The sequence below is a fragment of the Acinetobacter sp. L-24 genome (assembly GCF_056857555.1).
In genome coordinates, this window is record NZ_JBSXNI010000024.1 from 1 (window position 1) to 17,177 (window position 17,177).

The 17,177-nt window shown below is 44.4% G+C and carries 14 protein-coding genes and 1 tRNA gene; 14 read left to right on the forward strand and 1 reads right to left on the reverse strand.

All coding sequences use genetic code 11. The features are described from left to right. From AC13CK_RS01685 to AC13CK_RS01735, 11 genes are all read left to right on the forward strand, one after another. The coding region (locus AC13CK_RS01685) for an EF-Tu C-terminal domain-related protein (protein ID WP_000245266.1) at positions 1 to 139 on the forward strand (139 nt) is incomplete at its 5' end. Between the two features lie 52 nt (positions 140 to 191). Continuing rightward, positions 192 to 267: transfer RNA gene (locus AC13CK_RS01690), tRNA-Trp, on the forward strand. Positions 268 to 341: 74 nt separating this feature from the next. Continuing rightward, positions 342 to 782 carry a preprotein translocase subunit SecE gene (gene secE, locus AC13CK_RS01695; RefSeq protein WP_004278617.1) on the forward strand — a complete coding sequence of 147 codons (441 nt, stop codon included), beginning with the start codon at positions 342 to 344 and terminating at the stop codon, positions 780 to 782. Between the two features lie 7 nt (positions 783 to 789). Further along, a complete protein-coding gene (gene nusG, locus AC13CK_RS01700) occupies positions 790 to 1,323 on the forward strand; it encodes a transcription termination/antitermination protein NusG (RefSeq protein WP_004278615.1) in 534 nt (177 codons plus the stop codon). A 119-nt stretch (positions 1,324 to 1,442) separates the two neighbouring features. Then, positions 1,443 to 1,871, forward strand: coding sequence for a 50S ribosomal protein L11 (gene rplK / locus AC13CK_RS01705; protein ID WP_004278614.1), 429 nt, complete (start codon positions 1,443 to 1,445; stop codon positions 1,869 to 1,871). A gap of 3 nt (positions 1,872 to 1,874) precedes the next feature. After that, the gene (gene rplA / locus AC13CK_RS01710) at positions 1,875 to 2,570 is read left to right on the forward strand and encodes a 50S ribosomal protein L1 (RefSeq protein WP_004278613.1); all 696 of its coding nucleotides are present in this window, start codon (positions 1,875 to 1,877) and stop codon (positions 2,568 to 2,570) included. 301 nt (positions 2,571 to 2,871) lie between these two features. Next, positions 2,872 to 3,378, forward strand: coding sequence for a 50S ribosomal protein L10 (gene rplJ / locus AC13CK_RS01715; RefSeq protein WP_004278612.1), 507 nt, complete (start codon positions 2,872 to 2,874; stop codon positions 3,376 to 3,378). A gap of 48 nt (positions 3,379 to 3,426) precedes the next feature. Continuing rightward, positions 3,427 to 3,792 carry a 50S ribosomal protein L7/L12 gene (gene rplL, locus AC13CK_RS01720; RefSeq protein WP_004278611.1) on the forward strand — a complete coding sequence of 122 codons (366 nt, stop codon included), beginning with the start codon at positions 3,427 to 3,429 and terminating at the stop codon, positions 3,790 to 3,792. Positions 3,793 to 4,099: 307 nt separating this feature from the next. Continuing rightward, positions 4,100 to 8,188 carry a DNA-directed RNA polymerase subunit beta gene (rpoB, locus tag AC13CK_RS01725; protein WP_005102827.1) on the forward strand — a complete coding sequence of 1,363 codons (4,089 nt, stop codon included), beginning with the start codon at positions 4,100 to 4,102 and terminating at the stop codon, positions 8,186 to 8,188. Between the two features lie 162 nt (positions 8,189 to 8,350). Then, positions 8,351 to 12,541, forward strand: coding sequence for a DNA-directed RNA polymerase subunit beta' (rpoC, locus tag AC13CK_RS01730; RefSeq protein WP_004278609.1), 4,191 nt, complete (start codon positions 8,351 to 8,353; stop codon positions 12,539 to 12,541). Positions 12,542 to 12,742: 201 nt separating this feature from the next. Beyond that, positions 12,743 to 13,108, forward strand: coding sequence for a glycine zipper domain-containing protein (locus AC13CK_RS01735; RefSeq protein ID WP_005108070.1), 366 nt, complete (start codon positions 12,743 to 12,745; stop codon positions 13,106 to 13,108). Positions 13,109 to 13,165: 57 nt separating this feature from the next. On the opposite strand, the gene AC13CK_RS01740 is transcribed toward AC13CK_RS01735, so the two are convergent. Then, complete coding sequence (locus AC13CK_RS01740; protein WP_425878978.1) at positions 13,166 to 13,660, reverse strand: DUF4442 domain-containing protein; 495 nt, start codon at positions 13,658 to 13,660, stop codon at positions 13,166 to 13,168. Positions 13,661 to 13,777: 117 nt separating this feature from the next. Between AC13CK_RS01740 and AC13CK_RS01745 the strand changes: the two genes are divergently transcribed. From AC13CK_RS01745 to AC13CK_RS01755, 3 genes are all read left to right on the forward strand, one after another. Beyond that, positions 13,778 to 14,659: an alpha/beta fold hydrolase gene (locus tag AC13CK_RS01745; protein WP_310078163.1), complete on the forward strand. Its 882-nt coding sequence runs from the start codon at positions 13,778 to 13,780 to the stop codon at positions 14,657 to 14,659. A 100-nt stretch (positions 14,660 to 14,759) separates the two neighbouring features. Beyond that, complete coding sequence (locus AC13CK_RS01750) at positions 14,760 to 16,124, forward strand: Na+/H+ antiporter family protein (protein ID WP_425878980.1); 1,365 nt, start codon at positions 14,760 to 14,762, stop codon at positions 16,122 to 16,124. A 331-nt stretch (positions 16,125 to 16,455) separates the two neighbouring features. After that, the gene (locus AC13CK_RS01755; protein WP_425878982.1) at positions 16,456 to 17,046 is read left to right on the forward strand and encodes an OmpW/AlkL family protein; all 591 of its coding nucleotides are present in this window, start codon (positions 16,456 to 16,458) and stop codon (positions 17,044 to 17,046) included. The last annotated feature ends 131 nt before the right edge of the window (positions 17,047 to 17,177 follow it).

Sequence of the window (17,177 nt, forward strand, 5' to 3'; positions counted from 1 at the left end):
AATGGTTATGCCTGGTGACAACGTTGAGATGTCAGTAGAGCTAATCCACCCGATCGCAATGGACCCAGGTCTACGTTTTGCGATCCGTGAAGGCGGTCGTACAGTTGGTGCTGGTGTAGTTGCTAAAGTAACTGCATAATCATAGAATAAGACAAGCAGGTTGGAGCTTAGGCTCCAACTTGTTGTTTTGCAGGTCAGTAGTTCAATTGGTAGAGCGTCGGTCTCCAAAACCGAATGTTGGGGGTTCGAGTCCCTCCTGACCTGCCAAGGTTCTAAAAAGACGCTTGATGTCGGCAAAATTGGTCATATAATAAGTCGCGAAACCTACGACGAGTACAAAAATGTCGAATGAAAAATCACGCGACGCATTAGGCGAAGCGGCAATTCCTCAAAGAAATAATCCTGCAGTAGATGTAAGTTCTGGTTCTCCATTAGACATGGTTCTATGGGTTATCGCCTTGATTTTATTGGTTGGTGCAATGATGGTAAACCAATATTTACCAGCGTACTGGGCACCTGCGAATGATATTTGGGTGCGCGTTGGGGTGATTTTGGCTTGTATCGTTGCAGCATTCGGTTTATTATACGCCACCCATCAAGGCAAAGGCTTTATTCGTCTGCTGAAAGATGCACGAATTGAGTTGCGTCGAGTGACCTGGCCTACCAAGCAAGAGACGATGTCCACATCTTGGCAAGTTCTTGTTGTAGTCGTAATTGCATCCATCTTATTGTGGTGTTTTGACTATATTTTAGGCTGGTTAATGAAGTTTATTATCGGGTAAGAGAGCTATGAAACGTTGGTACATTATTCATGCCTATTCAGGTTATGAAAAACAAGTGATGCGTTCGCTTAATGATCGAATCCAGCGTAGCGCTGTTGCCGATAGCTTTGGTGAAGTCCTTGTTCCTACCGAAGAAGTGGTAGAAATGAAGGATGGCAAGAAGCGTAAATCAGAGCGTAAGTTCTTTCCTGGCTATGTCCTAGTCGAAATGGAAATGAACGATGATACTTGGCACATTGTTAAAGAATGTCCAAAAGTTTTAGGTTTTATTGGTGGTACGGCTGAAAAACCGGCACCGATTACGCAAAAAGAAGCAGATGCGATTCTTGCGCGTGTACGCAATACTGGCGAAGCACCTCGTCCTAAGACGATGTTTGAACCAGGCGAAGAATTACTCGTGGTTGACGGTCCATTCACCGACTTTAAAGGTGTGGTGGAAGAAGTTCAGTACGAAAAGTCACGTTTAACGCTGACCATTAATGTATTTAACCGACCAACTCAAGTTGAATTGGAATTTCGTCAAGTCGAAAAATCAGTCTAATTTGTATGGGTTGAAAACGCCTGACTTATTTATAAGTCAGGCATTGTTGTTGTAACGGTATCGTTACTTGAAATCATTGGGGAGCCTTCACCGGCGTTTGCACCCAGAGGTAATTTGAAATGGCTAAGAAGATTGACGGCTATATCAAGCTGCAAGTTCCAGCTGGTAAAGCGAATCCATCTCCACCGATTGGTCCTGCACTAGGTCAACGTGGTGTGAACATCATGGCATTCTGTAAAGAATTCAATGCTGCTACACAAAAAGTTGAAGCTGGTCTGCCAATTCCAGTCGTGATCACTGTGTACAACGACAAGTCGTTCACATTTATCATGAAAACTCCACCTGCTGCTGTTCTTCTTAAGAAAGCTGCTGGTATCCAGAAGGGTTCAGCTGTACCTAACAAAACTAAAGTTGGTAAGTTGACTCGTGCTCAAATCGAAGAAATCGCGACTACTAAAGAACCAGATTTGACTGGTGCTGATTTAGACGCACGTGTACGTACCATTGCTGGTTCTGCGCGTTCTATGGGCTTGGAAGTGGAGCTTTAAGACATGGCTAAATTAACTAAACGTCAAAAAGCGATTGTAGCTGCTGTAGAAGCACACAAAGTTTACACGCTAGAAGAAGCTGTTGCAGTTTTAGAGAGCCTTCCAGCTCCTAAATTCAAAGAATCTCTAGATATCGCGGTAAACCTAGGTGTTGATCCTCGTAAATCTGACCAGGTTGTTCGTGGCGCGACTACACTTCCTGCAGGTACTGGTAAAACTGTACGTGTAGCTGTATTCGCTCAAGGCGCTGCTGCTGAAGCTGCTAAAGCTGAAGGCGCAGACGTTGTTGGTTTCGACGATCTTGCTGAAAGCATCCAAGCGGGTAACCTTGACTTTGACGTAGTAATTGCTGCTCCAGATGCAATGCGCGTTGTAGGTAAACTTGGTACGATCCTTGGTCCACGTGGCTTAATGCCAAACCCTAAAGTGGGTACTGTAACTCCTGACGTTGCTACTGCAGTTAAAAATGCAAAAGCTGGTCAAGCACGTTACCGCGTAGACAAAGCTGGTATTATCCACGCTGCGATCGGTCAAGTAGGTTTTGAAGCTGCTGCTGTTCGTCAAAACGTTGAAGCACTTGTTGCTGACTTGAAGCGTTTGAAACCTGCTACGTCTAAAGGCGTATACATTCAAAAGATCACTTTGAGCTCAACTATGGGTCCTGGTTTGATCGTTGATGTAGCAAACGTTTCTAAATAAGTCTCGACTTATTACAGAATTTTAAAGCCCTGAGTAAGTTTTAAAGCGTTGCTTTAAAACTTACGCAAGAAACGCTCTGTCGTATTTTGCAGACTTAGGCAAACTTTGAATTGATAAATGAAAATTTATCAGCGTCAAAGACCGCGGGCGAGGGAAGTTTTATGCTTCTCTCTTAATAGCCCAGCCTGCGTAGACGCGGTGGTGTGATTTGTTCATCCTCCGCGTGTGAGTCCAGTGATGGTCTTGCGAATTGGGAGTGTACTTCGCGTAAGTACATAAATCACCGTTAGGAGGTTTTACAATGGCTCTTCTTATCGAAGGCAAAAAACAGATCGTAGCTGAAGTAGCTGAAGTTGCTTCTACTGCATTTGCTGCTGTTGTTGCTGACTACCAAGGTTTGACTGTAGAGCAGTTAACTACTCTACGTGTTGAAGCGCGTAAACTTGGTGTTACTACACGTATCGTTCGTAACACTTTGGCTAAACGTGCTCTTCAAGATACTCAATTCAATATCTTGAACGACAACCTTGTTGGCCCAACAATCTTGGCTTTCTCGAATTCTGAAGACGACATGGGTGCAGCTGCACGTTTGTTCGAAGAATTCGCTAAAACTAATAAAGCATTTGAACTTAAGGCTGCTGCATTTGATGGCAAACTTTATCAGGGTGCAGAAGTTAGCGTAATCGCGAATCTTCCGAACCAAGAGAAAGCGCTTACTATGCTTGCAAACGTTCTTCAAGCTCCTATTTCGAAATTGGGCCGCTTACTTACAGCGCTTCAAGAGAAAAACGAGTCAGAAGCTGCTTAAGCTCAAACTTAAACACACATCATTCAATACCCATTTGGAGTTAATCTCATGGCTTTAACAAACGAAGAAATCCTAAACGCAGTTGCTGAAAAAACTGTTCTTGAACTTGTTGAACTTATCTCTGCTTTCGAAGAGAAATTCAATGTATCTGCTGCTGCTGTAGCTGTTGCTGCTGGTCCAGCTGCTGCTGCTGCTGAAGAACAAACTGAATTCAATGTTGAATTGACTTCTTTCGGCGCGAACAAAGTTGCTGTAATTAAAGCAGTTCGTGAAGCGACTGGCCTTGGCTTGAAAGAAGCTAAAGACATGGTTGAAGGCGCTCCTGCAGTTCTTAAAGAAGGCGTTTCTAAAGAAGAAGGCGAAGAGCTTAAGAAGAAACTTGAAGAAGCTGGTGCTACAGTTACTCTTAAGTAATTTCTTAAGGGAGCCGGTTTTTTTATAATCGACTCCAAAAATTGGCTGATGGCTCTTGGGTCATCAGCCTTTTTGCGTTACAATAATCGGCTCGATTTTTGTTTGCATGATATAAAAATCATACAAATTGAAAATAAACATAATGAACAAACGTTTACCAATATTTTTCATTAAAAAATATTGATAAGCGTTTTAATACCACTAAAAATTGCAGCATTTGTAAAGAGTGGTGGCCATATCGGCCAGCGTAATTCCTTCTGAGCCCGTTCTGCAGGCGGGCTTGGTTTACACTTTCCGAGGACTCCAGATGGCATACTCATATACCGAAAAGAAACGGATCCGTAAGAATTTTGGTAAATTGCCTAGCGTCATGGATGCTCCGTACTTGCTCGCGATTCAAGTCGACTCGTACAGAACATTCTTACAAGATGGCAAATCACCAAAAAACCGCGAAGATATCGGTCTCCAAGCCGCATTTCGTTCAGTTTTTCCTATTGAAAGTTATTCTGGCAATGCTGCTTTAGAATTTGTTGAGTATAGTCTTGGTAAGCCTGAGTTTGATGTACGCGAATGTATCCTTCGTGGCTCAACTTATGCAGCACCAATGCGTGTAAAAATTCGTTTGATCCTGAAAGATCGTGAAACGAAGTCAATTAAAGACGTACGTGAACAAGAAGTCTATATGGGCGAAATGCCATTGATGACGGATAACGGTACCTTTGTAATTAACGGTACCGAGCGTGTGATCGTGTCACAATTACACCGTTCACCAGGCGTATTCTTTGACCACGATAAAGGCAAGACTCACTCAAGTGGTAAAGTCCTTTATTCAGCACGTATCATTCCTTACCGTGGTTCATGGTTAGACTTTGAATTCGATGCCAAAGACCTCGTCTATGTACGTATTGACCGTCGTCGTAAATTGCTTGCGACTGTGGTACTCCGTGCCTTGGGTTATAGCAACGAAAACATTCTCGACATGTTCTACGAGAAAGTACCTGTGTATCTTGACATGGGTAGCTACCAGATTGACCTGGTGCCTGAACGTCTGCGTGGCGAAATGGCACAATTTGACATTCTGGACAAGGATGGCAAGGCAATTGTTGAGCAAGGTAAACGTATCAATGCGCGTCATGTACGTCAAATGGAAGCTTCAGGTCTTGAAAAACTTGCAGTGCCAGATGAGTACCTGTATGAGCGTATCACTGCTGAAGACATCCCATTAAAAGATGGTGATGTGATTGCAGCCAATACTGTATTAAGCCATGAAATCATGGTGAAAATTGCAGAAGGCGGCGTGAAGCAGTTCAATATTCTGTTCACCAATGATATCGACCGCGGTTCATTCGTTGCAGATTCTCTACGTGCAGATACAACGAGCAATCGTGAAGAAGCATTGGTAGAAATCTACAAAGTGATGCGCCCAGGCGAGCCACCAACAAAAGAAGCTGCTGAAAACTTATTCAACAACTTGTTCTTCTCTTCTGAACGTTATGACTTGTCTCCAGTGGGTCGTATGAAGTTCAACCGTCGTTTGGGTCGTCCTTACGAAGTCGGTACAGATCAGAAGTCACGTGAAGTTGAAGGCATTCTCTCGAACGAAGATATCACTGATGTATTAAAAACATTAGTTGAAATCCGTAACGGTAAAGGTGAAGTCGACGATATCGATCACCTGGGTAACCGTCGTGTTCGTTCTGTTGGTGAAATGACAGAAAACCAATTCCGTGTAGGTCTGGTTCGTGTAGAACGTGCTGTTAAAGAACGTTTAAGCCAAGCTGAAACTGACAACCTGTCTCCGCAAGATTTGATCAATGCGAAACCTGTTGCTGCTGCAATTAAAGAATTCTTTGGTTCAAGCCAGTTGTCTCAGTTTATGGACCAAAACAACCCGTTATCTGAGATTACGCACAAACGTCGTGTTTCTGCGCTTGGTCCCGGCGGTTTGACGCGTGAACGTGCAGGCTTTGAAGTACGTGACGTACATCAAACTCACTACGGTCGTGTATGTCCAATTGAAACACCGGAAGGTCCAAACATTGGTTTGATCAACTCGCTTTCTGTTTATGCGAAATGTAACAACTTTGGTTTCCTGGAAACCCCATACCGTAAAGTTGTTGATGGTCGTGTAACAGATGAAGTTGAATACCTTTCTGCGATTGAAGAAGTAGGCACTGTCATTGCACAGGCCGATTCTGCAATGGATAAAGATGGTAATTTAACAGAAGAGTTTGTATCTGTTCGTCATCAGGGTGACTTCGTACGTATTCCTCCTGAAAAAGTAACGCATATGGATGTATCTGCTCAGCAGGTTGTATCTGTAGCAGCGTCACTGATTCCATTCCTAGAACACGATGATGCCAACCGTGCATTAATGGGTTCGAACATGCAACGTCAGGCAGTTCCGACGTTGATCGCTGACAAGCCGCTTGTTGGTACCGGTATGGAAGCGAACGTAGCACATGACTCAGGTGTATGTGTGATCGCTCAGCGTGGTGGTCGTATCGAGTTTGTTGATGCGTCTCGTGTGGTTATTCGTGTGAATGAAGACGAAATGATCGCAGGTGAAGCAGGTGTAGATATCTACAACCTGATCAAGTACACCCGTTCGAACCAGAACACTTGTATCAACCAGAAAGTTCTTGTGAACCTAGGTGATAAAGTAGGTCGTGGTGATGTACTGGCTGATGGTCCATCGACTGATGGCGGTGAGCTAGCACTGGGTCAAAACATGCGCGTTGCGTTCATGACCTGGAACGGTTACAACTACGAAGACTCGATCTTACTTTCTGAGCGTGTACTTCAAGAAGACCGTTTAACCTCGATTCATATCCAGGAATTGTCATGTGTCGCACGTGATACCAAACTGGGTGCGGAAGAAATCACTGCCGATATCCCGAACGTGGGTGAAGCTGCTCTATCTAAACTGGACGAGTCAGGTATCGTTTACATCGGTGCAGAAGTAACTGCTGGCGATATCCTGGTTGGTAAAGTAACCCCTAAAGGTGAAACACAGCTTACTCCAGAAGAAAAATTGCTACGTGCAATCTTCGGTGAAAAGGCGGCTGACGTAAAAGATTCATCTTTACGCGTTCCATCAGGTACTAAAGGTACAGTCATTGACGTTCAAGTGTTTACACGTGACGGTCTTGAAAAAGACGAACGTGCTCAAGCAATTGAAAAAGCGCAATTGGATGCATACCGTAAAGACTTGAAAGAAGAATTCAAAATCTTCGAAGAAGCTGCACGTGAACGTGTAATCCGTCTACTGAATGGCCAAGAGTCGAATGGTGGCGGTACAACTAAACGTGGCGACAAACTGTCTGAAGACGTGTTGTCTGGTTTAGAGCTTGTTGATCTTCTTGAAATTCAACCAGTTGATGAAGCAATTGCTGAACGTTTAACTCAAATTCAAGTGTTCTTGAAAGAGAAGAGCTTCGAAATTGACGAGAAATTTGCTGAGAAAAAACGCAAACTTTCTACAGGCGATGAACTGACGACTGGCGTATTGAAAGTAGTTAAAGTTTATCTTGCTGTAAAACGTCGCATCCAACCGGGTGATAAGATGGCGGGTCGTCACGGTAACAAAGGTGTTGTATCAAACATCTTGCCGGTAGAAGACATGCCACATGATGCCAACGGTGTACCTGTTGATATCGTATTGAACCCGCTTGGCGTACCATCGCGTATGAACGTGGGTCAGATTCTTGAAACTCACTTGGGTATGGCGGCGAAAGGTCTTGGCGATCAAATCGACAAGATGATGAAAGAGCAACGTACTGTACTTGAGCTTCGTGATTTCCTGGACAAGATTTACAACAAAGTTGGTGGCGAACAAGAAGATCTTGATAGCTTGACTGATGAAGAAATCTTGAAACTTTCTGGCAACTTGCGTGCTGGTGTACCTTTGGCTACTCCTGTATTCGATGGTGCTGAAGAAGGTCAGATCAAAGAGTTGTTACAACTTGCAGGCCTGTCTAGTACTGGTCAGACCGTATTATATGATGGTCGTACTGGTGAGCGTTTCGACCGTCCGGTAACTGTTGGTTATATGTACATGCTGAAACTGAACCACTTGGTTGATGACAAGATGCATGCGCGTTCAACTGGTTCTTACTCTCTAGTTACGCAACAGCCGCTTGGTGGTAAAGCACAATTCGGTGGTCAGCGTTTCGGTGAGATGGAAGTCTGGGCACTAGAAGCTTACGGTGCAGCATATACGCTACAAGAAATGCTGACTGTGAAATCGGATGACGTTGAAGGCCGTACCCGTATCTATAAGAACATTGTAGATGGCAACCATTATATGGACCCGGGCATGCCTGAATCGTTCAACGTATTGACCAAAGAGATCCGTTCTTTAGGTATCAACATTGAACTGAAAAATGGTGACTAAGAATCTCCATTAAATCTCCCCAAACCCCTCTTTGATAAAGAGGGGCTTCCCCCTTAATAAAGGGGGATTGAGGGGGATTCTTGGGATTCCCAATTCAGTTAAAAAACAATATTTGTGACCCAGTTGTTGAGTGAAAATCTCCACAACACACGGAGAAAAAAATTGAAAGACTTGCTCGATATCATGCGCAAAAAGACGGATTCAGACGGTCATGCTCCTGTAGAGTTTGACCGCATCCGTATTGGTCTTGCGTCACCAGAAATGATTAAGTCATGGTCTCACGGTGAAGTTAAAAAGCCAGAAACCATTAACTATCGTACGTTCAAGCCTGAACGTGATGGTTTGTTCTGTGCCAAAATCTTTGGTCCAGTGAAAGATTACGAATGCTTGTGTGGTAAATACAAGCGTATGAAATACAAAGGCGTCATTTGTGAAAAATGTGGCGTTGAAGTAACAACTGCGAAAGTCCGTCGTGAACGTATGGGTCACATCGAGCTGGCGTCTCCAGTTGCCCACATCTGGTTCTTAAAATCATTACCGAGCCGTATCGGTCTATTATTAGACATGACGCTACGTGATATTGAACGTGTATTGTATTTCGAATCTTATGTAGTGACCGATCCGGGTATGACTCCATTTGAGAAATACCAACTTCTAAATGATGAAGAATACTTCAATGCATTAGAAGAACACGGTGATGAATTCACAGCGAAAATGGGTGCTGAAGCAGTTCAAGACTTGTTGAAAGACATCGATCTTGAAGCTGAAATTGCGCGTCTTCGTGAAGAAATTCCTGTTACAACTTCAGAAACCAAGCTGAAAAAAGCGTCTAAGCGTTTGAAGTTGATGGAAGCATTCAACGATTCGAACAACAAGCCAGAATGGATGGTGTTAACTGTACTTCCAGTTCTTCCACCAGATCTTCGTCCGCTTGTACCACTTGAAGGTGGTCGTTTCGCGACTTCTGACCTGAATGATCTTTACCGTCGTGTGATCAACCGTAACAACCGTTTGAAGCGTCTTCTTGACCTTGCAGCGCCAGACATCATCGTACGTAACGAAAAACGTATGTTGCAAGAGTCTGTAGATGCATTGCTAGATAACGGTCGTCGTGGTCGTGCAATTACCGGTTCGAACAAGCGTCCGCTTAAATCTTTGGCAGACATGATCAAAGGTAAGCAAGGTCGTTTCCGTCAAAACTTACTTGGTAAGCGTGTTGACTATTCGGGCCGTTCGGTAATTACTGTTGGTCCAAACCTGCGTTTGCACCAATGTGGTCTTCCGAAGAAAATGGCACTTGAACTGTTCAAACCATTCATTTTCGCGAAACTACAAGCTTCTGGTCAAGCAACTACCATTAAAGCTGCGAAGAAAATGGTTGAGCGCGAAACCCCAGAAGTTTGGGACGTTCTTGCTCACGTGATTCGTCAACATCCAGTGATGTTGAACCGTGCGCCAACTCTTCACCGTTTGGGTCTTCAAGCATTTGAACCGATCCTGATCGAAGGTAAAGCGATCCGTCTACACCCACTCGTATGTGCTGCGTTTAACGCCGACTTCGATGGTGACCAAATGGCGGTACACGTACCATTAACACTTGAAGCTCAGCTTGAAGCTCGTGCGTTAATGATGTCGACGAATAACATCTTGTCTCCAGCGAATGGTGAGCCAATCATCGTACCGTCTCAGGACGTGGTCTTGGGCTTGTATTACATCACGCGTGATGCAATCAATGCCAAAGGTGAAGGCATGGTGTTCGCGGATACTCACGAAGTAAACCGTGCACTGGCAACAGGTCAGGTTGATCTACACGCTCGAGTTAAAGCACGTGTACACCAGACTGTGATCGATGAAGATGGTAACCGTGAACAGCAAACCATTATTGTAGATACGACGCCTGGTCGTTGCCTGCTTTGGGAAGTTGTGCCTGAAGGTATGGATTTCCAGCAAATTAACGTTGAGATGACTAAGAAAAATATCTCGAAGTTAATTAACTCTTGCTACCGTAAATTGGGTCTGAAAGATACTGTTATCTTCGCTGACCAATTGATGTACTTGGGCTTCCGTCAAGCGACGCGTTCAGGTGTATCTGTCGGTATGGAAGACATGGTTATTCCACCGCAAAAACAAGCAATTATTGGTAAAGCGGAAGCTGAAGTTCGTGAAATCGAACAACAGTTCGAACAAGGCTTCGTAACTGCCGGCGAACGTTATAACAAAGTGGTCGATATTTGGGCACGTACCAATGACCAGGTTGCTAAAGCGATGATGGACAACTTGTCTTTTACTACTGTGAAGAACAAACAGGGTGAAGACGAGAAGCAAAAATCATTCAACTCGATCTACATGATGTCTGACTCAGGTGCCCGTGGTTCGGCAGCTCAGATTCGTCAGTTGGCGGGTATGCGTGGTTTGATGGCGAAGCCGGATGGCTCGATCATTGAAACCCCAATTAAAGCGAACTTCCGTGAAGGTTTGACCGTACTTCAGTACTTCATCTCGACACACGGTGCGCGTAAAGGTTTGGCCGATACAGCACTGAAAACTGCGAACTCGGGTTACTTGACGCGTCGTCTAGTAGACGTTGCGCAGGACTTGGTTATTACCGAGCCGGATTGTGGTACGTATGACGGTCTGGTAATGACTCCGTTCATTCAAGGTGGCGATGTCATCGAGAACCTGGGTGCACGAGTATTGGGTCGTGTGGTTGCTGAAGATGTGAAACGTGTAGGTACAGACGAAGTTCTGCTTCCACGTAATACTTTAATTGACGAGAAATTGGCGACGTTCATCGAAAGCCAAGGTGTCGACGAAATTAAAGTACGTTCAGTCGTAAACTGTGCGTCTACCTTCGGTGTATGTGCGAAATGTTACGGTCGTGACCTAGCACGTGGTCATCAGGTGAACCCGGGTGAGTCTGTTGGTGTAATGGCAGCTCAATCGATTGGTGAGCCAGGTACACAGTTAACGATGCGTACCTTCCACGTCGGTGGTGCTGCGAGCCGAACTTCTGCTGCAAACAGTGTACAAGTTCGTAACCAAGGTACAGTACGTTTCCATAACGTGAAAACAGTACAACATGCCAAAGGTCACTTGGTATCGACTTCACGTTCAGGTGAAATCGGTATTGCGGATGACTTAGGTCGTGAGCGCGAGCGTTATAAATTGCCTTACGGTGCTTCTATCTTGCTAAAAGATGGCGAAGCTGTAGAAGCAGGCGGTATTGTGGCGACTTGGGATCCGCATACACATCCATTGGTAACAGAAGTTGCTGGTAAAGTACGTTTCAGCCAGATTGCTGATGGCGTGACGGTTACTTCTAAAACTGATGATGCAACAGGTATGTCAACCATCGAAATCTTGCCAGTGACTTCACGTCCTGCGTCAGGTAAAGATTTGCGTCCTGCTGTTGTGTTAGATACCGTTGATGGTGGCGAACAGTTCTACTTCCTGCCACAGAACACGATTCTTTCTGTTCGTGATGGCGAAACGATTGGTGTCGGTGATGTCATCGGTCGTGTACCACAAGAAACTTCACGTACCCGTGATATTACCGGTGGTCTGCCGCGTGTAGCTGACTTGTTCGAAGCACGTAAGCCGAAAGAGCACGCAATCCTTGCAGAAGTGTCGGGTGTTGTAAGCTTTGGTAAAGAGACCAAAGGTAAGAACCGTCTGGTGATTACGCCGGATGATGGCTCTGAGATTTATGAAGAGTTGATTCCGAAATGGCGTACGATTAACGTGTTCGAAGGCGAACATGTGAACCGTGGTGAAACTATTTCTGATGGTCCACAGAACCCGCACGATATCTTGCGTTTGAAAGGCGAAGTTGCGCTTACAAACTACATCGTGAACGAAGTTCAGGATGTATACCGTCTGCAAGGTGTAAAAATCAACGACAAGCATATTGAAGTGATCGTACGTCAAATGCTGCGTAAAGTTGATATCACTGATGGCGGCGATACTAGCTTCATCAAAGGCGAACAAGTGGATTACATCCGCGTTGTTCAAGAAAACCAAGCAGTTCTTGCACAAAACAAGTTCCCTGCGAAGTTTGAACGTCAATTGATGGGTATTACGAAAGCATCGCTTTCTACTGACTCGTTCATCTCTGCTGCATCGTTCCAGGAAACCACGCGTGTGTTAACTGAAGCGGCTGTAACAGGTAAAGAAGATGACTTACGCGGCTTGAAAGAGAACGTGGTTGTAGGTCGCCTGATCCCAGCGGGTACAGGTTTGGCTTACCACCTGGAGCGTCGTCGTCAAGAAGCAGAAGCTGCAGAATTTGAACTGCACAATGATTTCTCTGATGTAGACCAAGCTCTAAGCCAGGCATTTAACGAAGAATTCTAATTCGAGTTAAAGCTGAGAAAAGAGACGCCTTCGGGCGTCTTTTTTTGTCTGAAATTTATAAATAAGACAGCTTGAACAGAAGAATAATCCATTGATATTTACAAAACTCAGCAGGAATACCGAGAGAAGTAACACGCTACAGATTTTAGTTTCATAAAATGAAGATAAGCTTAATTAAAGCGAGACAGGAAGGTCAAGGTCATGAAAAAATTAATGGGTGTTATGGCAGTTGCCACTCTTTCCACCTTTATGTTGGCGGGTTGTGAAAGTATGTCTGCCAATGAGCAACGGATCGGTGCTGCGGCCCTTGGTGGTGCAGTCGGTGGTGGTGTTGGTAATAAAGTCGGCGGTGGCGTTGGTGCAGCTGTAGGTGGTGGTGCCGGTGCTGCAGTGGGTAGTAAATCCCAAGGCGGTTCAAACCGTAATGCGACCTATAGTGGTGTAGGTGGTGCTGTTGGTTCCGCAGTCGGTAAAAGCATCTTCGGTGGTAATGCGGGTGCCGCAATCGGTGGCGCAATCGGTGGTGGTGCCGGTGCTGCGATTGAACAGGATAACCGTCGTCGTTAAGTCGAAAGTTACTTCAGATTCATCTAGATTTAAAAGCGCCAATGTGGCGCTTTTATCTTATTTAGAAGCGTTAATTTTCCCTTTGCTCTGTTTCCGCCGGATATAGACCGTTTTCTCTACCTCAGCAATTCTGACCCCGGCTTCATCATAAATATTCAGCTGATAATGTCGATACACTGGCGCATTATCGGCCGCCAGATTGATAATCGTGGTAATTTCTTCAGCAGAAATCCGAATATCCGCCACCACTGTACCGCGACCCGGTGCCAAAAACTGAATGCTGGCGCCTTTATCCCAGACCAGGTATTTCGGCCCCAAATGATGCATCAGCAATAACATATAAAAGGGATCGACCATTGAATACAGGCTGCCACCAAAATGCACACCGACAATATTCTGGTTCTTACGGGTCAGCGGCATTTTGACCCGAACGTGATAATTATTAAAATCAATCTTATCAATTTCAATGCCTGCACCACGATAAGGGGCATAGCGGTTCAGAATAAATTTTGAAACCAGAGGCAGTTTTTGAATTTTCTGGAATAGGCTCATACTGACATTCTTTTTGCGGCTGTGATTATGCATACTAGAGCAACAAAAATGCGCTGGCATTGATCAATCATGCCGATTTATAAACTAAGTGGTCAATAACAAAAACAGGATCAAAAGATGGAAATGCACATGCAATGGGTCGATACCACGGATCAGCAGCGTCTTTGTGTCAAAACTTATGGACAATCCGAACAACCGGCATTGGTGCTGGTTCACGGCTATCCCGATCATCAGGCAGTTTGGGAGCCAGCCATTGCTCATTTGAGTCAGGATTACTTTGTTGTGACTTATGATGTCCGTGGCGCAGGTGAGTCCAGTATTCCCAAAAAAATCTCCGATTACCGCTTGGCCCGTTTAAGTCAGGATCTGGAAGAGGTGGTGAACGAAATATTGCCGAATCGTGCTTTTCATCTGGCCGCGCATGACTGGGGTTCAATTCAGTCCTGGGAATCCGTCACCGGTCCACGCTTTAAAGGACGAATTCTGTCTTATAGCACCTTGTCTGGGCCATGTCTGGATCATGCCGCTTTCTGGATGCGTGAACAGTTCCAGCAAAACAAGGCAAAATTCTTAAAGCAAATGAGCAAGTCCTGGTATATTGCGGTGTTTCAGTTGCCCTTGGTGGCGCCATTGGCCTGGAATTTTTTTAATCCGCAGCGTTGGAGCAAGATCGTGCAGCAACTGGAAAGACACGATAATCTGCCACTCAACACGCATATTGTCAAAGATGGCAAATATGGTGTGAACCTGTACCGGGCCAATTTTTTGCCACGCTTAACTCAACCACGGCAGCGTTTTGCCATCTGTCCGGTACAGGCAATTGTGCTGAAATATGACCAGTTTGTCGGGCCAGATCTGGTCGATGAGATGTCCAAATGGGCGGATGACTTCTCCAAAGTAGAACTGGCTGCCAATCACTGGGCGATTCTAAGTCAGCCGGAGCAAGTGGCTCAATTGATTGATGAGTTTATTCAGCGTAAATCTGTTGTCATCACTTGATAGGCCACTCAACTAAACATGACCCGGCCAGAAAAAAGTGGCGGAATTTTTATCCGCATTTTCTGATAAAATAGCCGCTTTCTCTCTATTCCGATTCATTATGTTCGCAATTCTTGCTGCTATTGGAGTCATGTTCGGACTCTCGTTGGCACGTGTACCTGTGGTTTTTGCCCTGGTCATTGGTGCTGTTACAGGTGGTTTATTGGCAGGTCTGGGCCTGCAGGGAACCTTGGACGCGTTTAACAATGGCTTGGGTGGGGGTGCCAAAATTGCCTTAGCTTACGGTATTTTAGGTGCATTTGCTTTGGCTCTGGCGCGTTCGGGGTTACCGGATTTACTGGCTTATAAAATGATTAGCACCTTGAAAGGTGAGGCAGATTTTAAAGCGCAAAACCGGGTGAAATATCTGATCTTCTTCACGGTTGCCATTGCTGCCGTGTTCTCGCAGAACGTCATTCCTGTGCATATTGCCTTCATTCCGGTACTGATTCCGCCGCTATTGATTGTATTTAACCATTTACAGCTGGATCGCCGTTTGGTGGCCTGTTTACTGACCTTTGGTCTGGTGGGCACCTATATGCTGATTCCGGTCGGTTTTGGTGCCATCTTCCTGAATGACATTCTGGGTCATAACATCAATACTTTTGGTAAGCCATACGGATTTGAAATTAGCTATGACCAGATTCCATCTGCGATGGCAATTCCAGTATTCGGTATGTTTGTGGGCTTATTGATGGCGATCTTTATTAGCTATCGCAAACCACGTCAATATCAAGATATTCATGTCCAGGAACAGCAAAGTATTTCCGCTGAATTAGGTGTGGCTGAGCAGGTTAAACCGCAGATTGCCAAATTTACCATCGGGATGGCCGGCCTTGCAGTGATTGCCACATTGGCGGTACAGCTTTATTCAGACTCGATGATTCTGGCCGGTCTGGTCGGTGTCGCGATCCTGAGTTGTGCGGGGATCTTTAAATGGAAAGAAGCGGATGATGTGATCATTACCGGTATGCGCATGATGGCGCTGGTTGGCTTTATCATGATTGCAGCACAAGGCTTTGCCGCTGTGATTGAAGCGACTAATCAGGTACCAACCTTGGTTGAAGCATCAGTGAACTGGATTGGTGATAGTCAGGCTTTGGCTGCCTTCCTGATGCTGTTGATTGGTTTGCTGATCACATTGGGCATTGGTTCTTCTTTCTCGACCATTCCAATTCTGGCAATTATCTATGTACCGCTCTGTATCCAGTTCGGTTTTAGCCCGGCTGCGACCATTGCGATTATCGGGACTGCAGCAGCTTTGGGAGATGCCGGTTCTCCAGCTTCGGATTCAACTTTGGGCCCAACTTCGGGTTTAAATATGGATGGTCAGCATGACCATATGAAGGACAGTGTGATTCCAACCTTCATTCACTTCAATATTCCGTTGATGATTTTTGGCTGGATTGCAGCCATGGTTCTGTAAGTCAATTTCAATCTGCTCTGATATCTATTGGAGCAGATTTATCTGGATTTAAAATAAATAATAAGATGTATTTAAAATATATGTTTAAATAAAAATTAATATAAACCTGATTATTTTAGTCTGAATAAATTCATATTTATCTGATTAATATGCTTGGTATTTAAAACCAACTAATCCAGTCAATTTAAAATAAATAACTTTTCAAATCAGTTATTTAAATAATAATTGAAAATTAGTTTTATAATCCTTATTGCATATTATTTTCTCTCGTGTTTATTATTAATTAAGATTTATTTTCTTAATAATTATTCTTCCTGTGGGGTATTTTAAAATGTTAAAGCAAGCTGCTCTAATTGCATTAATGGGTCTTTCTGCATCTGCGATGGCAGGTCAATGGCAGGTGAAAGTCGGTGCCAGTTCTTTAGCACCATCAAGTGACACTGAAATTGCACCAGGTTTAGTCGCAGAAGCCGATCAGGAATATGGTTTTACGCCATCGGTTGAATACTTCTTTAATGACAATATCTCGGCAGAATTATTATTGGCTACCCCGTTTAACCATGACATTTCTCTTCAGGGTGTAGGTAAGGTGGCTAAGATCAAACATCTGCCACCCACAATTACCGCTAAATATAACTTTAAAAATGCAACACGCTTTACACCATATATTGGCGTAGGTGGCACAGCTTTTATTGCTTGGGATGAAGAAGGTCTGGCTAAAGACGTGAAAGAAGAGTTTGGTTTGGCAGGTCAAGTCGGCTTTAATTATCAGCCAGCCGATGCCAAAAACTGGGGAGTATTTGCTGACGTGCGCTATGCAGATTTGAGTCCTGAAGTGACTTTAGATGATGCTGATAATACTAAATTCGAATTGAATATTGATCCTTGGGTTTATACGATCGGTTATAGCTACAAGTTCTAAATTCTAGCCTTGCTCAACAAAAAAGCCTCATCTTGAATGAGGCTTTTTTTCAAAATAACAACGATTTATAACTTATTGAAATTGAGCAGATCGGCAATGTTCAACTATATTAAAACGAATAAAGTAAATAT